The following is a 15,521-nucleotide window of genomic DNA, read 5'->3' on the forward strand; positions in this document are numbered from 1 at the left end:
TGATATGTGTTATATAGGGGATATTGAACGGTTTAGGAGGAACAGAAGTGACAGAAACTATACTTGAAGCAAAAGTCATGGAACAGCAAATCATGGAGCAGCTCGTTCAAGAGCTTAAGCTCACTCAGAAATCTATTCAAACAACAGTTAGCTTATTGGATGATGGGAACACCGTGCCTTTCATCTCACGTTATCGGAAAGAGATGACGGGAGGCTTAGATGAAGAGCAGGTTAGAGGGATTGAGGAACGGCTACAATATTTAAGAGGACTGGCTCAACGTAAGGAAGAAGTTCTCCGCTTAATTTCGGAGCAGGGAAAGCTTACGGAAGAGCTACAAGAACAAATTTCGTCCGCTAAAAAGCTCCAAGAGGTAGAGGACTATTACCGTCCCTATAAGCAAAAAAGAAGAACCAAGGCAACTATGGCAAAAGAAAAAGGACTCGAGCCATTAGCGCAGTGGCTTCTAACTTTTTCTATGTCAGCTCCAGAGGAAGAGGCTGGGCGCTACCTTTCAGAAAAGCTGCAGGTGGAGAGTGTTGAGGCGGCATTACAGGGTGCTATGGATATTATCGCGGAGCTTGTTTCTGATGATCCTCAAGCTAGACAATGGATTCGTGATCTGACCTATCGCAAAGGGTCGTTAATAGCTAAGCAAAAAAATGAAGAAGAAGACGGAAAAAATACATATGAAATGTATTATGATTATCACGAGCCTGTCAGCAAGGTGGTTCCCCATCGTATTTTAGCAATGAATCGAGGAGAAAAAGAAGAGATCTTGAAGCTCGATATCTCAGCACCTACCGAAGAAATCACAATGAAGCTTCATAAGGAATGGGTCAAACAGGATGCCTCACCGTCTGCTATGTTTGTACGCCAAGCAGTAGAAGATAGCTATAAACGTTTGATTGCCCCATCCATTGAAAGAGATGTTCGCCGAGAATTGACGGAAAAGGCAGAGGAGCAGGCGATCCAAATCTTCTCTAAGAATCTAAAGGCTCTATTATTACAGCCACCTGTCCGGGGCAAATATGTATTGGGTGTTGATCCGGCCTTCCGTACAGGCTGTAAGCTAGGCGTCATCGACCCTACAGGGAAGATGCTTGAAGTGGGTGTTGTTTACCCTACACCTCCTCATAATAAAGTTTTGGAGGCGAAAAAGAAGGTCAGAGATCTTCTGCAGCAATATCCAATTGATATCATAGCTATTGGAAATGGTACAGCTTCTAGAGAAACAGAGCAATTCGTAGCTGATATTATTCAGGAAAGCAGCCAAGCTGACTTATCATACATTATAATTAACGAGGCGGGGGCTAGCGTATATTCGGCTTCTCCTCTTGCTAAAGAAGAGTTCCCGCAGCTGGATGTAGCTGAACGCAGCGCTATTTCAATTGCCAGACGTTTGCAGGATCCTCTAGCAGAGCTTGTAAAAATTGATCCTAAATCCATAGGAGTAGGGCAGTATCAGCATGATGTTACACAAACCTATTTGAGTGACAGTCTAACGTTTGTAGTAGAGAGTGCGGTGAACCAGGTAGGTGTAGATGTGAATACCGCGTCTGTTTCCTTACTTCAATATGTATCAGGACTTAATAAATCTGTCGCTAACCAAATCGTGAAGCATAGAGAAGAGCAAGGAACCTTCTCCAAGCGCAAGGACCTTCTTAAGGTTCCTCGTTTAGGTGCTAAAACGTATGAGCAGGCAGTAGGCTTTTTACGTATATTTGATGGCCAGGATCCATTCGATCAAACGCCTATTCATCCAGAGTCCTATAAAGATGCGGAACGTTTTATAGATGGTCTGGGTTTCTCCAAAGAACAGATAGGCTCTCAGGAGCTTGTACAAGCGCTCTCAGCGATTCAAACTAATAAATGGGCTGAACAATTAGAAATAGGTATTCCAACACTTACGGATATTATAGAAGCTCTCCAAAAGCCAAGGAGAGATCCAAGGGATCAACTAGCTAAACCTTTATTGATGAAAGATGTGCTAAATCTGGATGACCTTAAAGAAGGTATGCAGCTTGAAGGAACTGTACGTAACGTTGTCGATTTTGGAGCCTTCGTGGACATTGGCTTGAAAAATGATGGTTTAGTTCATATTTCTAAGTTAAGTAAGCGATACGTATCTCATCCATTAGATATTGTATCGGTAGGAGATATTGTCACTGTTTGGGTGATTCAGATTGATCATCAACGTGGTCGTGTAGGCTTATCCATGCTTTCCCCAACAGAGGGTTAACAAACAGGATATTAATAAGTAAAGTGAAGACAAAAGCTAAGTTCATCATGAATCCATCTTCTGATTAAGGTTTTTGATGGAATGTTTAGATCATGTGCTAGCTTACCAATATGAGTTTGGTAAAGCTAGCACAAATAAGACATACCTAACGTTCACTTCTAGCTGCCCCTTTATTATAGGAATTCTGATATAAGTACCAGCAATCATTTAGCATACGAATTTGATGTATATCTTTTAATGAATACGCTTTTCGTAGCTGTCGTTGTAGCCAATAAGGCATCAGTTTTCCCTCCAATACTTACATGTTAGTCGATTACAGATGTTTCATTCTATGCGTTTATCTAATCGGATGTTCAAAAAAATAAAGGGAAAAGCCTTGACTGAATAGAAAGAGTATGATAAATTGTAAAAGTCGCTGTTAAAAATAAAAGCTGTGATTTATCATCTCTTTTATTCACCATATGCATGATTGAAATTTGGACAAATTTTATGGAAAAGATTTGTGGAAAAGCTCTTGATTTTTTGTCCAAAGCATTGTATGATAACAAATGTTCTACTTATTCCGCAGTAGCTCAGTGGTAGAGCTATCGGCTGTTAACCGATCGGTCGTAGGTTCGAGTCCTACCTGCGGAGCCATTTGGAGAAATACCCAAGAGGCCGAAGGGGCTCCCCTGCTAAGGGAGTAGGCGTCGTGAGGCGCGCGAGGGTTCGAATCCCTCTTTCTCCGCCATTTATGTAAGAGGAATTCTCACCTAAGGGTTCTCCCGAGGGTGCAGAAACAAGGAAGTTATTCACGGGACTAGCTGTCGCGTCGGAATCCCTCTTTCTCCGCCATTTTTTATAAAAATTAAATCATGGCCCGTTGGTCAAGTGGTTAAGACACCGCCCTTTCACGGCGGTAACAGGGGTTCGAATCCCCTACGGGTCACCATCTTTATTCAAAGAAGTAGTAAGGGATTCTCACCAAGGGTTCTCCCGAAGGTGCAGAAACAAGGAAGCGAGTTCACGGGACTAGCTTCGCGTCGGAATCCCCTACGGGTCACCATCATTATTCAAGAAGTAATAAGAAAATTATTAAAGAACATATTTGGTTATGGAGGATTAGCTCAGCTGGGAGAGCACCTGCCTTACAAGCAGGGGGTCGGCGGTTCGATCCCGTCATCCTCCACCATACTTAATTTGGAGCTGTGGTGTAGAGGCCTAACATGCCTGCCTGTCACGCAGGAGATCGCGGGTTCGAATCCCGTCAGCTCCGCCATTAAAAACACGGAATTCTCACCGAGGGTTCTCCCGAAGGTGAAGAACCAAGGAAGCAAATCACGGGACTAGCTAGCGCGTCGGAATCCCGTCAGCTCCGCCATTAAAAACATACGGAATTCTCACCGAGGGTTCTCCCGAAGGTGATTATTTATTTAAAAAAGCTGGATGATTATTGTTGGGCTATAGCCAAGCGGTAAGGCAACGGACTTTGACTCCGTCATTCCCTGGTTCGAATCCAGGTAGCCCAGCCATTTTTTTATTTTTGCAGAAATTAGATGATTAAATATAGAGTATCTCTTATAATAAAATATTTCTATAGATGTAAGCGTAATGAACTCTTTTTGCGGTCGTGGTGGAACGGCAGACACGCTATCTTGAGGGGGTAGTGCCCAACGGGTGTGGGGGTTCAAATCCCCCCGACCGCACCATACATATTAAAGCCTTCAAACCCTTGATACATAAGGGTTTTTTATTTTGTCCTTGAGTCCAAAACTAAATTGTAATGCTTGTATTTTTGCCCAAAAACAAAATTGGGGACGAATCAACTTAATCATTATTCTTATTTGGGTTGTATTTATCAAATTTGCTGGTTGTAGTTTGTTCAAGTTTTTTTGTTACATTTGCATAAATATTTGCTGTTGTTTGATACTTTTAGAATGTCGCAATCTCTCTTGAATTGCTTTTAATGGAGTTTCGTTTGCCAGCAATAAAGTGGCTGTTAAGTAAGAGCCAAGTCGCTCAGTCAATTTTAGTCCATAGACCACTACCAAAAGTCTGAAAACCTACATCCGTTGTATTGATTTCTACAATGACAGATCCATCAGGATTTCCATTAGCAATTATGCCATCTAATTCACCGGAAAAATCCTTTAGTCTAGCCCAGTAGCCAATCAAGTCTACATGACCATCACTTCGATATGTTCCGGCTGCAATGTCTTTACCAACTATATAGATACCATCTCCAAATTCGGTAAGCAATTCGCCTTGGAAGTCGTCCTCAATTTTATACCAAAATCCACTGCCTTGAGTTTCAAAACCTATATCTGTATCTTTTATTTCAACTATGGCAGATGATGACATAGGGTTTCCATTCGCTTTAATATCATCTAACTCACCACTGAATCCAGAAAGTCTGGCCCAGTAATAAATATCTCCTTCGCTTCTATATAGTCCGGGATCAATGTCAGTACCAACCATATAGGACCCTGAATCATATTTTTTAATAGATGTCTCTTCAACTTCTTGAACTCCTCCAACTTCTTCAACTTCTGAATCCTCTTGGATCTCTTGTTCAACTTGATCCTCTTCGTTCATTTCTTCTGTACGATCAGCGGATTGATCTTGTTGGGTTTCCCCGGTAGCTGGAGCTGGAACTGTGGTTGTAGTCTGCTGCTCTGAATCATCACTTCCGCTAGAGGCAATCGCAGCAATAACAATAATAGCAATTGCCCAAAACCACCAGTTCTTCCAGAATGACTTTTTTACTTTCCCAGATTCTTTTTCCGTCAATTTAAACTCCCCCTATAAAATTTTACAAAATAGGTTATTCCCCACTTGATAAAATATTCCTTCTTTTTTACTTACATACACATAAGGTTTTTAAATTTTCTCCAATTTGGTAAACCGCAAGAAGGTTTTTGTGGATGATATTAAGAAAATCACATTATTATAGAAATATATGTTCCCCTTTTTAAGGAAAATGGTTATAATAGTAGCTAAAGACTTCGATCCATTTATAGACTTGTTCCGAAGAGGTGAGTACATCGTTATGCGTAAAAAGAAACATAGCATTCAAGAGCCAGATTTACCGTATGAGCTCCTTCCTATAGCACTGGAGAGCGAGCATATCTCAAGCCATGCTTATATTGAAAACGGAATAATCGAGAACATAGCGACACAGTTACGAGCAGATCATGTGGGCTTTAGTGAGCTTTATTTAAAAAGCGTTCAGCTTCAAGGATCACAATTAAATGCCTCGAATTGGACGGATGTTATTTTTGAAAAATGTGATTTATCGAACGTCAAATTTAATCGCGCTCAGTTCAACCGGGTACGATTTGTAGATTGTAAAATGGTAGGAACAGACTTCGATGAAGCTGTATTTGCTGATGTTCAATTTGTTCAATGTCAGGGACAGTTATCGACGTGGAGTGTTTCGACTTGTAAGGATATGAGCTTTGAGGATTGTCAGCTTAAAAGTGCCAGCTTTTTTGAGGCAGTATTTGAACGTATCCAGTTCGGTAAATCTTACATAGATGATGTTCAATTTACGGGAACATCTTTAGCTGATGTGGACCTTAGTTTATGCCATTTCGATTCTATTCACGCCAGTGCTGGAGATTTAGTCGGAAGTGTCATTTCCCCTGAACAAGCAGTGGCTTTTGTCCAAGCCTTTGGTGTAAAGGTAAAGCAGTAGGAGTTAAATTGTTATTGAATGTAATTTTACTTGTAATTTGATTAGAGAAATAGGTCAATGAATGGATCTTTAGCCAAAGAGGCAAGAGGAGGAAAGTGTAATGTCACAAATTAAATTTGAAATAGAGCAGACACTTGGCGTTCTATCCGAGAGTGGAAAGGGCTGGACAAAAGAGCTAAACCTTATTAGCTGGAATGGTAGAGAGGCGAAATACGACCTTAGGGATTGGGATGCTGATCATGAGAAGATGGGGAAAGGTGTAACGCTAACCAAGGAAGAGTTAATCGCTTTAAGAGATCTTCTGAATCAGGCAGAGCTATAGGCTTCAGTTTGATTTGGAAGAAATAACAAGGATTTTGACGTCCATAGTAGCTCGAATTATGTCGAATAACTACAAAAAGCGATAAGCTTTTTTTCATAACCTTTGTTTTGCACCCAACAGTGTTGGGTGCCTTTTTTGTTACTTTTTTATGGCTAACCCTATTAGAAAGGTAATGCTGATTATTTTTGCTTCCTGTCTTCTACTGTTTTTGGTTCATCGGTACGATACCGTAATAAGCTAATTGGTGCACGTAAAACAAAATCTAACCAGTCTTTAAAGCGATATGGAGCGAGAGGAGATAAGTAATAACTACCAAAGCTTTTTAATCCGACTAGATGGATACTTATACAAATAAATGATAAGGTGATACCAAACAGTCCGAATAATCCTGCTGCTAGCATAATGGCAAAGCGTAGAATACGGAATGTAATAGAGACACTGTAAGAAGGGATGGAGAAGGATGCTATAGCTGTAAGGGCTACCATAATAACCATAAAGGGGCTAACGATGCCCGCTCGTACGGCAGCGTCTCCTATAATGATACCCCCTACTATACCTACAGTTTGCCCAATCGGCCGAGGCAAACGATTCCCTGCTTCTCTTAAGAGCTCAAATGTGGCTTCCATCAGCATAGCCTCAATTAAGGCTGGAAAAGGGATTCCTTCTCTAGACCCCGCGATAGACAAGGCTAGTTTCGTTGGAATCATCCCTTGGTGGTAGGACACCATAGCAATGTAAAGAGCTGGTAAGAACAAGGAAATGAAAGCAGCAAAGAGACGGAGTAGGCGAATTAAGGAGCCGATCAACCAACGATCATAGTAATCCTCTGTAGATTTAAAAAATTGATGAAAGGTAATGGGGGCTATTAATGAAAAAGGAGTGCCTTCAACAAGAATAGCAACCTGCCCATTTAGAAGTCCTGCTACTGTCTTATCAGGTCTTTCAGTATGATTAATTTGAGGAAATGGAGAAAGGACATTATCTTCAATCAACTGCTCAATGGATCCCGATTCGGAAATATCATCCGTATCTATACATGCTAGACGATAGTGAAGCTCCTCAATTAATTCAGAGTTAGCCAGTCCATCTATATACAAAAGGGCAACACTCATTTTAGATCGTTTTCCTAGTACATTTGACTGCACGATTAAATCTGGACTTTTTATTCTTCTACGAAGCAGGGATATGTTTGTTTCTAAGGATTCTGTAAATCCATCTCTTGGTCCACGAATGACCACCTCGGTTTGTGGCTCTTCAATTCCTCTTTTCTCAAAGCCTTTTGACTCTATTGTGAATAACAAGCTAGCTCCATCTATGATCAATAGAGCGTCTCCTGAAAGGACGGGCAGTAAGGCTTCATCAAAAGAATGATGCATGGTAACAGACGCCGAAACCAAAAGCTCCTTAACGATCTCCTGGATGGCTGGAGGAGTATGGGGTAGATCAGCGCAGTAATGTTCTTCAGCTTGAATCAGAGGCTTTAGAATGGCTTGTTCCACAATCTGTTCATCAGTTAAGCTAGAGATATAGAAGCAGCAAGCGGAGAGTTTTTTACCAATCTTAAAATCTCGCTGAATAAGATCATCGCTTTCCTTAAATATGTTTTTTATCGTAGTGACCGAATCCTGAAGTTTGGTTGATAAAGGTTCATCTAGTTCATTTCTATTCACTCTATGCAGAATAGGACGTTTCTTCCGGAATTTATTGCCCATAGTTTTTATTCACCCACCCGTTATAAAGCTAATTGAGCTGTTCCTCCGTCATTGTATTTCTTATTTTAGTCTCAATTAAAACCTCGAAATCGGACTTCTGAAATTCCCCACCTTCAGCATCCCAATTCTCTTTAATCTCTAACCAATACGAGTTCTCTTCCTGCTTAATTTTCTGTCCAAAACCAAAGATATCATGGTGATAGTCTGTTTGCATTTTTTGTATAATCGCAGTGACTTGCTCCTTTATTTTTCTCTCTACAGCAAGCTCAAGCTTATTTAATACATTGATACTCATAGGTATATGATCAAGCCAGCTTTCTCCAAAAGTACCTTCAACTGAAATGGAAACAGTAAAATGATTATTTTCGTTTCTTTTTTCATAGGAAATAGTAGAAGACATAGTAAAGGCTTCAAATACAAAATTAGCATCCTTTTCAAACTCCACCTCAAGGACCCCATTATTTGCTTCACCCATAATCCAATTGTAGCCTTCTACATCTGTTTCAGAGAGCCAGCCAAGCATAATGTTCGTTTTCCCATCAAAGACCGCTCCACCAGCAATTTTAAAGTCCGCACCACCCTCACTGCTTATTCTTGGAAGGACATAGCTTTCAGAGCGAACCAGTTTACTTGATAACTCACCAATCTCCACGTATTTAAGCATTTGCAGGGCAGCTGTATAGTTTTCATTAATATTTTTTATCGCTATAGCAGGAATTTCCTCAACCTGTAGCTTTTGCTCTAGTAAGGTCTTAGCTTCTCCTCGAGAAATCAGAATATGTACTCTTCGTCTCATTTCGTGATCTCTTAAATACAGATCCACAAGATGGGCAATCATGCCTTTTTTGGCTAACTGCTCATTAATAATAATGGTTTGTAGATGCTCAGCATTGTTTTGCTTATTATTCCTTGTCACTGTATTTCTGCTAATTTTTAAATTAGTCATGCCCGTAGTCGTTATATTGATATAGGATTTCATTCCATTACCGTCCTCATTTTGGAGGCTTTTTGGTAAGGCCACCTGAAAGGTAGTTCGAAACATACGTTCACGGTCATGCTTCCCTATTTCTACTTTCCTTTCCTCACTCGTTTCTTCATCCTGATCCTGATCCTCAATGGGATCTAATCCCACTGCTAATAAAAATCCAATATCCTCAATTTCCGTACGATCCCAGCACCCTCCTAATAGGCAGAGGCAAAGTATACTAAACAACAGTTTATAAAGGGGCATATTTCTCCTCCTTTAATGGGTTAAGCTCTTGTTTCTCCATAAAGCCATATATCCTGCAGCGAGACCAAAGCAAATCAAGCAAATCCCTAAAAAACTGATTCGTTCTCCTAAGATAAACGCTTGTGTAATAGATTGAGGAAGGAAAGAAAGAAAATACGTGATAGCTGACACGAAAGCAATGAGCCATATTCGCTTGCTCTTCTTAAAAAACTGTTTTTGTAGAATGGTGTAGGTTAGCCATGTGGAAAGAGCCACTGTACTAAAAATCGTAATAATCCATACTGTGATTAAAAGAGATTCCAAGCGTTCAAAAATTCCTCCCGCAATCTCCACTTCTTTGGCCAACTCTACAGTAGGAAAAACAATGATCTTAGTAGCTTCGACGCTAAAAACGGAAAAGCATAACAGAGTAACAATGAGATAGAGCAGAGCCAAAAAAGATAAACTCACATTTAAAGGAGCAGCCTTTAGACGATTTGCTCTCATATACGCCGCGAGGAAAAAAATAATCTCTAATCCTAAAAACGAAACACTGGATTCTTTTAAACCAAGGAGAATGGGTGTAACACCATTTGGCATAATAGGGAGCAGCTCTCCTAAGCTAAAGTCCTTCATGTTTAATAAAACAATCCCAAACAGAACTAGGGTACATATAGGCACAAAGAGCAGGTTAAGGTGGATCAACCCCTGAAGTCCTTTTGAGGTTGCATAAGCTACCGTAAGAAAAACGAGAGCCAGTATTATCTCTGTCGGGGTTTCAACCAATAAGTAAATTTTCACCACAGTAGCTAGGACTCTACCCTCAAAAGCAATCACACCAAGGAAATATAGAACAAAAAGTATCCCAAACGTCATGGAGAGTAGCTTCCCATAAGGAGCGTATTCCAATATTTGTAATATGTTCTTCTGAGGAAAGTGCTGAGCTAATCTGACGAAAAGGAGAATGATAAGCATAGCCAACAAGCTACTTATCAGAACAGAAATCCAGCCATCTGGGGTACCTAGTGCTTGCGCAAGCACCTTTGGTAAAGTCAGCACTCCAACCCCAAGAACCATTCCAATCAAAGTGATACATAGCTCTAACGGTGAAATTCTATAGGTCTCATCACTAAACATAGGCTTCCTTTCTTATGGGGATTTCATTATTTTTTGCGTAAAGAATCAATGATCTCTTTTCTATTCTTTTGATTTTCGCCTTTCATCCATGGCAGTTCGACCAATCCCCTAATCCATTCAAACAACCAGTGTGAAAGGAGGATAATTGAAAAAATAGCTAGAGCCATAATGAAGACGAAGGCTTTAGGTAAAAAACCCAAGCTATGCTGAAAGAATGTACCCATTTTAATCCCACCCATGCATGGATATCATACAACTTGTTAGTGTGTCTGTTTAAGTATGAGGAGGAACCTCTCATTCTATTCATTTCAATATTTTTACAGTTCATAGTTATAAAAAAGAGCCAGCACATTTTGAACAAAGTCAAAAATAGCGTAGCTCAGATAGGCAACATGGTTTATTCAATGTTGACTAAATGATATAAAAAATAAGCTGACTCATATTTACAAAGTCTGTTTCCTACCCTTAATCATTGATATGAAGAGATAGGTCCTATCATCCCATCGAAACGTTAATAGCGCTAATACGGCCCAAATACATGTGAAGATCATAAGTAAGCCAAGTGGTGCCAGCATACCTAAGCCATATTGACTTTGATATAAGCTCTGCATGAAGCTGTTCATCGGAAAAAGCTGTCCTATGACATAAATCCATTGCGGAGCTCCCTGTAAGCTATAGAACACCTCACTAGCAAAGATAATAGGGATAAACAGTAAATTGGAGAACATACTGATTTGCCCTTCATTTTTAGAAACGTTAGAAATAAAAAAGCCAAGGCAAGAAAAACACAATGTTCCAATAGCAAGAACAAGAAGAAGTCCTACAATACCACTTAGAGAAAAAGCTTGCTTAAGGAACAGAGCTCCAAATACGTAGACCGTAATATTAATAAGAATCCCTAAGACAGTCCTAGAGCCAGCAACAATGAGGATAAAAGCAAACGTAGGGAAGGGTGTAAGCCTAATCAATTTATAAACACCCTGGCTTCTTTGCTGATGAACCTGAAAGGCAATACCTGATAAGCCCCAAAATAATGTACTAATGGCTAACGTCCCAAACAAAAGAGTCTGATGGTAAGCTACATCCATATATAATCCTAATCCAATGATTAATAGGACAGGGAGTAACAGGGAGTAGAACAGTGTAATTTTATCCTTAATCGATGTTACCAACATAGAACGAAATATTGTTCCTAGCATGTAACCTCCTCCTTATTGGTTAGATGTAGATAGACATCTTCTAGGGATTCTACCTGATACGTAGCACAAACCTCACTTGGCTGACCTTGAGCAACAATTCTTCCAGCGTTTATCATAGCAACCCGATCACTTAGCTTACTCACCTCATCCATATCATGTGAGGTGAGGACAATGGACACACCTTGCTCGGCTAGTTTACGTATTAAAGAATGGATCTCCAATCTTGATCTTGGATCTAACGCTGCTGTTGGCTCGTCTAAAAAGAGGAGCTCGGGCCTATGAACCATTGAGATAGCAATAGCCAGCCTTTTTTGCTGTCCTCCTGATAAACGGGAAGCGTCCGTATGCATGACTTCAGATAAACCACAAACTTGTAATATGCTTTCACCCTCATGTCGAGTCAAATTCTTCTTGTATAATGCAGCGAAGAACCTTAGGTTTTCTAACGAGTTAAGTCCCGGAAAAAAGGGGGGCGATTGAAGCTGTACACCTATATGCTTCTGGTAGTTCTTATGCCAATAGGTCACCTCACCTGAATTGGGTAATCGCAGACCGACTAGCAGCTCCACCGTTGTCGATTTGCCAGCCCCATTAGGGCCAATCAATGCAAGGATCTCACCGTGGTTCACCTCCAAATGAATATCATTTACTACAGCCCTTGAGCCATAGCGCTTGACGAGCCCCTTCGCAGATACTAATAATTGTTTCATCCTTTGCCTTCTCCTTTTCTGTTAGTCTGTTGAGCAAGAAGTAGTTCCTTTAATTTCGCTAAAAAGTCGAGCTGAATTCGGTAATGAGCATATATGTTTTCGAATGTAAGCAAAGCGAAGCTGTTTAGCTGTCCATACTCTTTTTTTAACTCCTCTCCATCTTTCATGTTTTTGTAGCTAGCTTCTATGGAGCTCTTTTGGAGATCTATAGCCTTTAAAGCATCCTCCACAGGTAGAGCCTCAATAAATGAGAGAGCCGTGTACATGCCTGTAGGGAAGAGCACAGATGAATCCTGAAGGGTAATTAGTAAGAGCTCTGTAAAGGCTTCCCTGCCTGCTGCTGTAATTTGATAGACGGCTTTAGCCCGATTTCCCGTATGTCCAATCGATTCAATTTCAACAAGCCCCTCTTTGTCTAGCTTTTTCAAAGCATGATAAATAGAGCCAGGTAATATCCCCGCCCATTGATCTGTTTGGGACTGCTGAAGCAGCTGCTGCATTTCATAGCCAGTCATTGGCTTTAACGTGAGTAATCCTAATACCATTAAACGTGTCATGATGAGCTCCTTCCTTAATGGAAATAGTTACACCAACATTATATAATCAACGTTGACTATTTGCAAGTAGATACATTAAATAGAAACCTCCCGATAAAATAAACGTAGTAAATATTAAGAACAGAAATGAACTTTTTGAAAAAGCAGAAAAAATGTCGACATTTAGTGTAAGATGGAAGGAAGTCCTTAAGACTTCAGCACCAATTGTAGGCCTAAAGCATCTAGAAAGCGGGTAAGAAAAGGAAGAGTAGGCTATTTTCTAGAAAAAGAGTTAAAAGGAGTGGAATGATGGAATTTATTATTATTGGAGCCGTAGTCCTTGTTGGTCTGTATTTAATCATTTCTTATAACAGGTTAATAAGTGTTCGAAACAGAGTACGAGAGTCCTTTCAAAGTATTGATGTATATTTACAACAGCGCTTTGATGCACTAACCCAAATTGCTGAAACTGTTGCAGCGTATTCTGATCACGAAAGAGGAACCTTGAAGGATATTACTCAGCTCAGACAATCGATCTACCCAGATATGCCCGAGGATCAAAAAATACAAATCTATAATGAGCTTGAGCGCACAGCAGCTACCATCAACGTAGAGAGGTATCCAGAGCTTAAAGCTAATGAGAACTATATCCAGCTTCAACGCACCATAAATGATCTAGAAGAAAAGATCTCTGCAAGTCGCAGAACCTTCAACGCTAATGTAACCAAATTTAATACGATGATTGAAACGATCCCCACAAACCTATTTGCTGGAATGATGGGCTTCCAAAGAAAAACCATGCTAGAAATTGATGATGCCAAGAAACAAGATGTTGATCTTAGAGGCATTCTAAGGGGGTAGACAATGTTTCCAACTTTTGAACAGATACTCCCTATTTTACGCGATCATATCCAAACTCTAGAAGATAAAAGAAGCAAAATAGTCTCAGGCTATAAAAAGTTTGGTATTGGCTTTGCCCTTGGGCTCGCCATTCTTATTCTCTGCATGGTAGCAGGCTTCTCAGGTACTTTCTTTGTGTTTCTAATCTTCATCGTATACATAGGTATTAGTGTAGGTAAGATCATGAAGCAAAAAAGAGAAATCCGAACCGAATTTAAACAGCATGTTGTTGGTAAAATTTCTACAGAGCTACTGAGACAGTGCGAGTTGCCTAATGCAACAGACAAATTTGAATATCACTGTGATTACAGGAAAAACGGTAGGATTAGAGATCAGTATATTAGAAACAGTCACCTATTTAATTTTAAGATTGATAAAACGCGTGGAGAGGATTTATTTTCAGGCAGAATCGGACTAACCGATTTTCAGTTCTCAGAGCTTGAACTGATTCAGGTAAGAACCTCTACGGACTCAAAAGGCAGAAGTACAACAAAAAATGTAACGATGTTCGATGGTATTTTGTTTGTCGCTGATTTTCACAAGGACTTTGACGGAGTTACGACTTTGAAGTCAGGTAATATTTTCAATAGAAGTGGAATTAACTCCTTGTTACAAGGAGTAGGCAATATCTTTTCCTCTCAGAAAAAGGTCACCGTGACTCTTGAAAATGAAGAATTTAATAAGGCATTCCATGTTGTTTCCACCGATGAGGTAAAAGCAAGATATCTCTTATCAGTGAGCATGCTGGAGAGGATTATGAATTTCAAAAAGAGACATCCTCATGGTATCGAGTTGTCGTTTGTAAACTCATACATGAGTATTGCTTTAGGTAAAGGAAAGGATTATTTTGAGCCTAATGTGTTTAAACCTTTTGATGGGAGTCAAGCAAGGACTGTATATGAAGATCTTTTATTCTTCTTCGGTATGATCGAAGATTTTGATCTTAATACACGGATTTGGAACAAGGCTTAAAACTTAACCCTTTTCACTTAAACAAAAGATGTGGTAAGGTTTTAGTAAAGGTAGCTTAAAGCTTGTTAAATCTTTTAATAACTATGCATTGAAAGGATGGGTTAGATGCAGTCATTCTATTACTTTCTCCACATTATTGGTGTAATTATTTGGATTGGATCTTTTATTGGATTCGGTCTTCTTCTTCGATCATTAGCCAAGAAAGAATCAGTTGAACAGCACACTCAGGTAGTCACCAAAATTGATCAGCTTGTCAAACGTCTGATACTTCCTAGTGCATTAGTGGTCATGATCTCAGGGGTCTTTCTGATTTTACCGTACGATCGTGGGTCATTGCCTTTGTATATTACACTGATGGAGCAAGCAGGCTCCTTAATTATCCTTCTTTCCATCATTGTTCTTACGATTCAAAGCAGGAAAATACAAAAGGCGTTACGTCAGCAAACGGATGGTGTAGAAGTAAGCTCTGCTAAGAAGCTAACGCTACAGGGAGTGACTGATGTCTACAGCAAGTTTATGCTTGGTTCAGCCGTTATGGCTAGTACCATCGTTGTTATTGTAAGTATGAAGATTATGTAATAAATGAGAAATAAAACGTCCAGCGTTAAGCACTAAATACGCTGGACGTTTGCATGAAATTATATTATAATATTTTATGTCGTCAGTTTTTCGGGAAGTGGCTCAGCTTGGTAGAGCACCTGGTTTGGGACCAGGGGGTCGCAGGTTCAAATCCTGTCTTCCCGACCATTATACGTATGCGGGTGTAGTTCAATGGTAGAACTCCAGCCTTCCAAGCTGGTAGCGTGGGTTCGATTCCCATCACCCGCTCCATTACTTACATACGGGAAGAGAACCCACAGTGGTCGATCATCCGTGAAGACATCGGAGAATAAGCTAAGTAGGATGC

General features: G+C 40.1%; 15 protein-coding genes and 9 tRNA genes. 15 read left to right on the forward strand and 9 right to left on the reverse strand.

All coding sequences use genetic code 11. The features are described 5' to 3' along the window. Positions 1-77 precede the first annotated feature (77 nt). Entirely contained in the window at positions 78-2,240 is a 2,163-nt protein-coding gene (locus J2S11_RS20665; protein ID WP_307397900.1) for a Tex family protein, read from the forward strand. Between the two features lie 145 nt (positions 2,241-2,385). Here the strand turns inward: J2S11_RS20665 and cmpA are convergent, their stop codons facing one another. After that, entirely contained in the window at positions 2,386-2,520 is a 135-nt protein-coding gene (gene cmpA / locus J2S11_RS20670; protein WP_307397873.1) for a cortex morphogenetic protein CmpA, read from the reverse strand. Positions 2,521-2,801: 281 nt separating this feature from the next. Here cmpA and J2S11_RS20675 point away from each other — a divergent pair. From J2S11_RS20675 to J2S11_RS20705, 7 genes are all read left to right on the forward strand, one after another. Continuing rightward, a tRNA-Asn gene (locus J2S11_RS20675) sits at positions 2,802-2,876 on the forward strand. Between the two features lie 3 nt (positions 2,877-2,879). Continuing rightward, positions 2,880-2,970, forward strand: a tRNA-Ser gene (locus J2S11_RS20680). Between the two features lie 126 nt (positions 2,971-3,096). Beyond that, positions 3,097-3,171: transfer RNA gene (locus J2S11_RS20685), tRNA-Glu, on the forward strand. Between the two features lie 164 nt (positions 3,172-3,335). Continuing rightward, a tRNA-Val gene (locus tag J2S11_RS20690) sits at positions 3,336-3,411 on the forward strand. Between the two features lie 10 nt (positions 3,412-3,421). After that, positions 3,422-3,498 (forward strand) — tRNA-Asp (locus J2S11_RS20695). Positions 3,499-3,676: 178 nt separating this feature from the next. Beyond that, a tRNA-Gln gene (locus J2S11_RS20700) sits at positions 3,677-3,751 on the forward strand. A gap of 92 nt (positions 3,752-3,843) precedes the next feature. Next, positions 3,844-3,928, forward strand: a tRNA-Leu gene (locus J2S11_RS20705). 310 nt (positions 3,929-4,238) lie between these two features. Here J2S11_RS20705 and J2S11_RS20710 read toward each other — a convergent pair. Further along, on the reverse strand, positions 4,239-5,009 hold the full coding sequence (locus tag J2S11_RS20710) for a hypothetical protein (RefSeq protein ID WP_307397875.1): 771 nt from the start codon (positions 5,007-5,009) through the stop codon (positions 4,239-4,241). Positions 5,010-5,268: 259 nt separating this feature from the next. On the opposite strand from J2S11_RS20710, the gene J2S11_RS20715 reads away from it, so the two are divergent. Continuing rightward, a complete protein-coding gene (locus tag J2S11_RS20715) occupies positions 5,269-5,916 on the forward strand; it encodes a pentapeptide repeat-containing protein (RefSeq protein ID WP_307397876.1) in 648 nt (215 codons plus the stop codon). 100 nt (positions 5,917-6,016) lie between these two features. Then, positions 6,017-6,238, forward strand: a complete 222-nt coding sequence (locus tag J2S11_RS20720) for a YdbC family protein (RefSeq protein WP_307397878.1) — start codon at positions 6,017-6,019, stop codon at positions 6,236-6,238. 179 nt (positions 6,239-6,417) lie between these two features. Here J2S11_RS20720 and J2S11_RS20725 read toward each other — a convergent pair whose 3' ends face one another. The 7 genes from J2S11_RS20725 to J2S11_RS20755 all read right to left on the reverse strand — a co-directional run bounded on the left by J2S11_RS20725 (position 6,418) and on the right by J2S11_RS20755 (position 12,763). Next, positions 6,418-7,950, reverse strand: a complete 1,533-nt coding sequence (locus tag J2S11_RS20725; RefSeq protein WP_307397880.1) for a spore germination protein — start codon at positions 7,948-7,950, stop codon at positions 6,418-6,420. Positions 7,951-7,978: 28 nt separating this feature from the next. Continuing rightward, a complete protein-coding gene (locus J2S11_RS20730) occupies positions 7,979-9,181 on the reverse strand; it encodes a Ger(x)C family spore germination protein (protein ID WP_307397881.1) in 1,203 nt (400 codons plus the stop codon). 12 nt (positions 9,182-9,193) lie between these two features. After that, on the reverse strand, positions 9,194-10,297 hold the full coding sequence (locus tag J2S11_RS20735) for a GerAB/ArcD/ProY family transporter (RefSeq protein WP_307397883.1): 1,104 nt from the start codon (positions 10,295-10,297) through the stop codon (positions 9,194-9,196). Between the two features lie 26 nt (positions 10,298-10,323). Continuing rightward, on the reverse strand, positions 10,324-10,521 hold the full coding sequence (locus J2S11_RS20740; RefSeq protein ID WP_307397885.1) for a hypothetical protein: 198 nt from the start codon (positions 10,519-10,521) through the stop codon (positions 10,324-10,326). 219 nt (positions 10,522-10,740) lie between these two features. After that, positions 10,741-11,496, reverse strand: a complete 756-nt coding sequence (locus tag J2S11_RS20745) for an ABC transporter permease (protein WP_307397887.1) — start codon at positions 11,494-11,496, stop codon at positions 10,741-10,743. Continuing rightward, complete coding sequence (locus J2S11_RS20750; protein WP_307397889.1) at positions 11,490-12,206, reverse strand: ABC transporter ATP-binding protein; 717 nt, start codon at positions 12,204-12,206, stop codon at positions 11,490-11,492. Before J2S11_RS20750 ends, J2S11_RS20745 begins: the two co-directional genes overlap by 7 nt. After that, positions 12,203-12,763 (reverse strand): PadR family transcriptional regulator, encoded by a 561-nt coding sequence (locus tag J2S11_RS20755; protein ID WP_307397890.1) that lies wholly within the window; start codon positions 12,761-12,763, stop codon positions 12,203-12,205. Before J2S11_RS20755 ends, J2S11_RS20750 begins: the two co-directional genes overlap by 4 nt. 288 nt (positions 12,764-13,051) lie before the next feature. Between J2S11_RS20755 and J2S11_RS20760 the strand changes: the two genes are divergently transcribed. The 5 genes from J2S11_RS20760 to J2S11_RS20780 all read left to right on the forward strand — a co-directional run bounded on the left by J2S11_RS20760 (position 13,052) and on the right by J2S11_RS20780 (position 15,445). Beyond that, positions 13,052-13,603, forward strand: a complete 552-nt coding sequence (locus tag J2S11_RS20760) for a LemA family protein (RefSeq protein WP_307397891.1) — start codon at positions 13,052-13,054, stop codon at positions 13,601-13,603. A 3-nt stretch (positions 13,604-13,606) separates the two neighbouring features. Beyond that, the gene (locus tag J2S11_RS20765; protein ID WP_307397893.1) at positions 13,607-14,614 is read left to right on the forward strand and encodes a DUF3137 domain-containing protein; all 1,008 of its coding nucleotides are present in this window, start codon (positions 13,607-13,609) and stop codon (positions 14,612-14,614) included. 105 nt (positions 14,615-14,719) lie between these two features. Further along, on the forward strand, positions 14,720-15,193 hold the full coding sequence (locus tag J2S11_RS20770; RefSeq protein ID WP_307397894.1) for a hypothetical protein: 474 nt from the start codon (positions 14,720-14,722) through the stop codon (positions 15,191-15,193). 91 nt (positions 15,194-15,284) lie between these two features. Further along, positions 15,285-15,361, forward strand: a tRNA-Pro gene (locus J2S11_RS20775). 10 nt (positions 15,362-15,371) lie between these two features. Then, positions 15,372-15,445, forward strand: a tRNA-Gly gene (locus J2S11_RS20780). Positions 15,446-15,521 lie beyond the last annotated feature (76 nt).

Origin of the sequence: Bacillus horti, assembly GCF_030813115.1 — a bacterium.
GTDB lineage: Bacteria > Bacillota > Bacilli > Caldalkalibacillales > JCM-10596 > Bacillus_CH > Bacillus_CH horti.

Coding starts and splice junctions, on each gene's coding strand:
- J2S11_RS20665 (WP_307397900.1), top strand. CDS start 78: ATGGAACAGCAAATCATGGAGCAGCTCGTTCAAGAGCTTAAGCTCACT.
- cmpA (WP_307397873.1), bottom strand. CDS start 2,520: ATGCCTTATTGGCTACAACGACAGCTACGAAAAGCGTATTCATTAAAA.
- J2S11_RS20715 (WP_307397876.1), top strand. CDS start 5,269: ATGCGTAAAAAGAAACATAGCATTCAAGAGCCAGATTTACCGTATGAG.
- J2S11_RS20720 (WP_307397878.1), top strand. CDS start 6,017: ATGTCACAAATTAAATTTGAAATAGAGCAGACACTTGGCGTTCTATCC.
- J2S11_RS20725 (WP_307397880.1), bottom strand. CDS start 7,950: ATGGGCAATAAATTCCGGAAGAAACGTCCTATTCTGCATAGAGTGAAT.
- J2S11_RS20730 (WP_307397881.1), bottom strand. CDS start 9,181: ATGCCCCTTTATAAACTGTTGTTTAGTATACTTTGCCTCTGCCTATTA.
- J2S11_RS20735 (WP_307397883.1), bottom strand. CDS start 10,297: ATGTTTAGTGATGAGACCTATAGAATTTCACCGTTAGAGCTATGTATC.
- J2S11_RS20740 (WP_307397885.1), bottom strand. CDS start 10,521: ATGGGTACATTCTTTCAGCATAGCTTGGGTTTTTTACCTAAAGCCTTC.
- J2S11_RS20745 (WP_307397887.1), bottom strand. CDS start 11,496: ATGCTAGGAACAATATTTCGTTCTATGTTGGTAACATCGATTAAGGAT.
- J2S11_RS20750 (WP_307397889.1), bottom strand. CDS start 12,206: ATGAAACAATTATTAGTATCTGCGAAGGGGCTCGTCAAGCGCTATGGC.
- J2S11_RS20755 (WP_307397890.1), bottom strand. CDS start 12,763: ATGACACGTTTAATGGTATTAGGATTACTCACGTTAAAGCCAATGACT.
- J2S11_RS20760 (WP_307397891.1), top strand. CDS start 13,052: ATGGAATTTATTATTATTGGAGCCGTAGTCCTTGTTGGTCTGTATTTA.
- J2S11_RS20765 (WP_307397893.1), top strand. CDS start 13,607: ATGTTTCCAACTTTTGAACAGATACTCCCTATTTTACGCGATCATATC.
- J2S11_RS20770 (WP_307397894.1), top strand. CDS start 14,720: ATGCAGTCATTCTATTACTTTCTCCACATTATTGGTGTAATTATTTGG.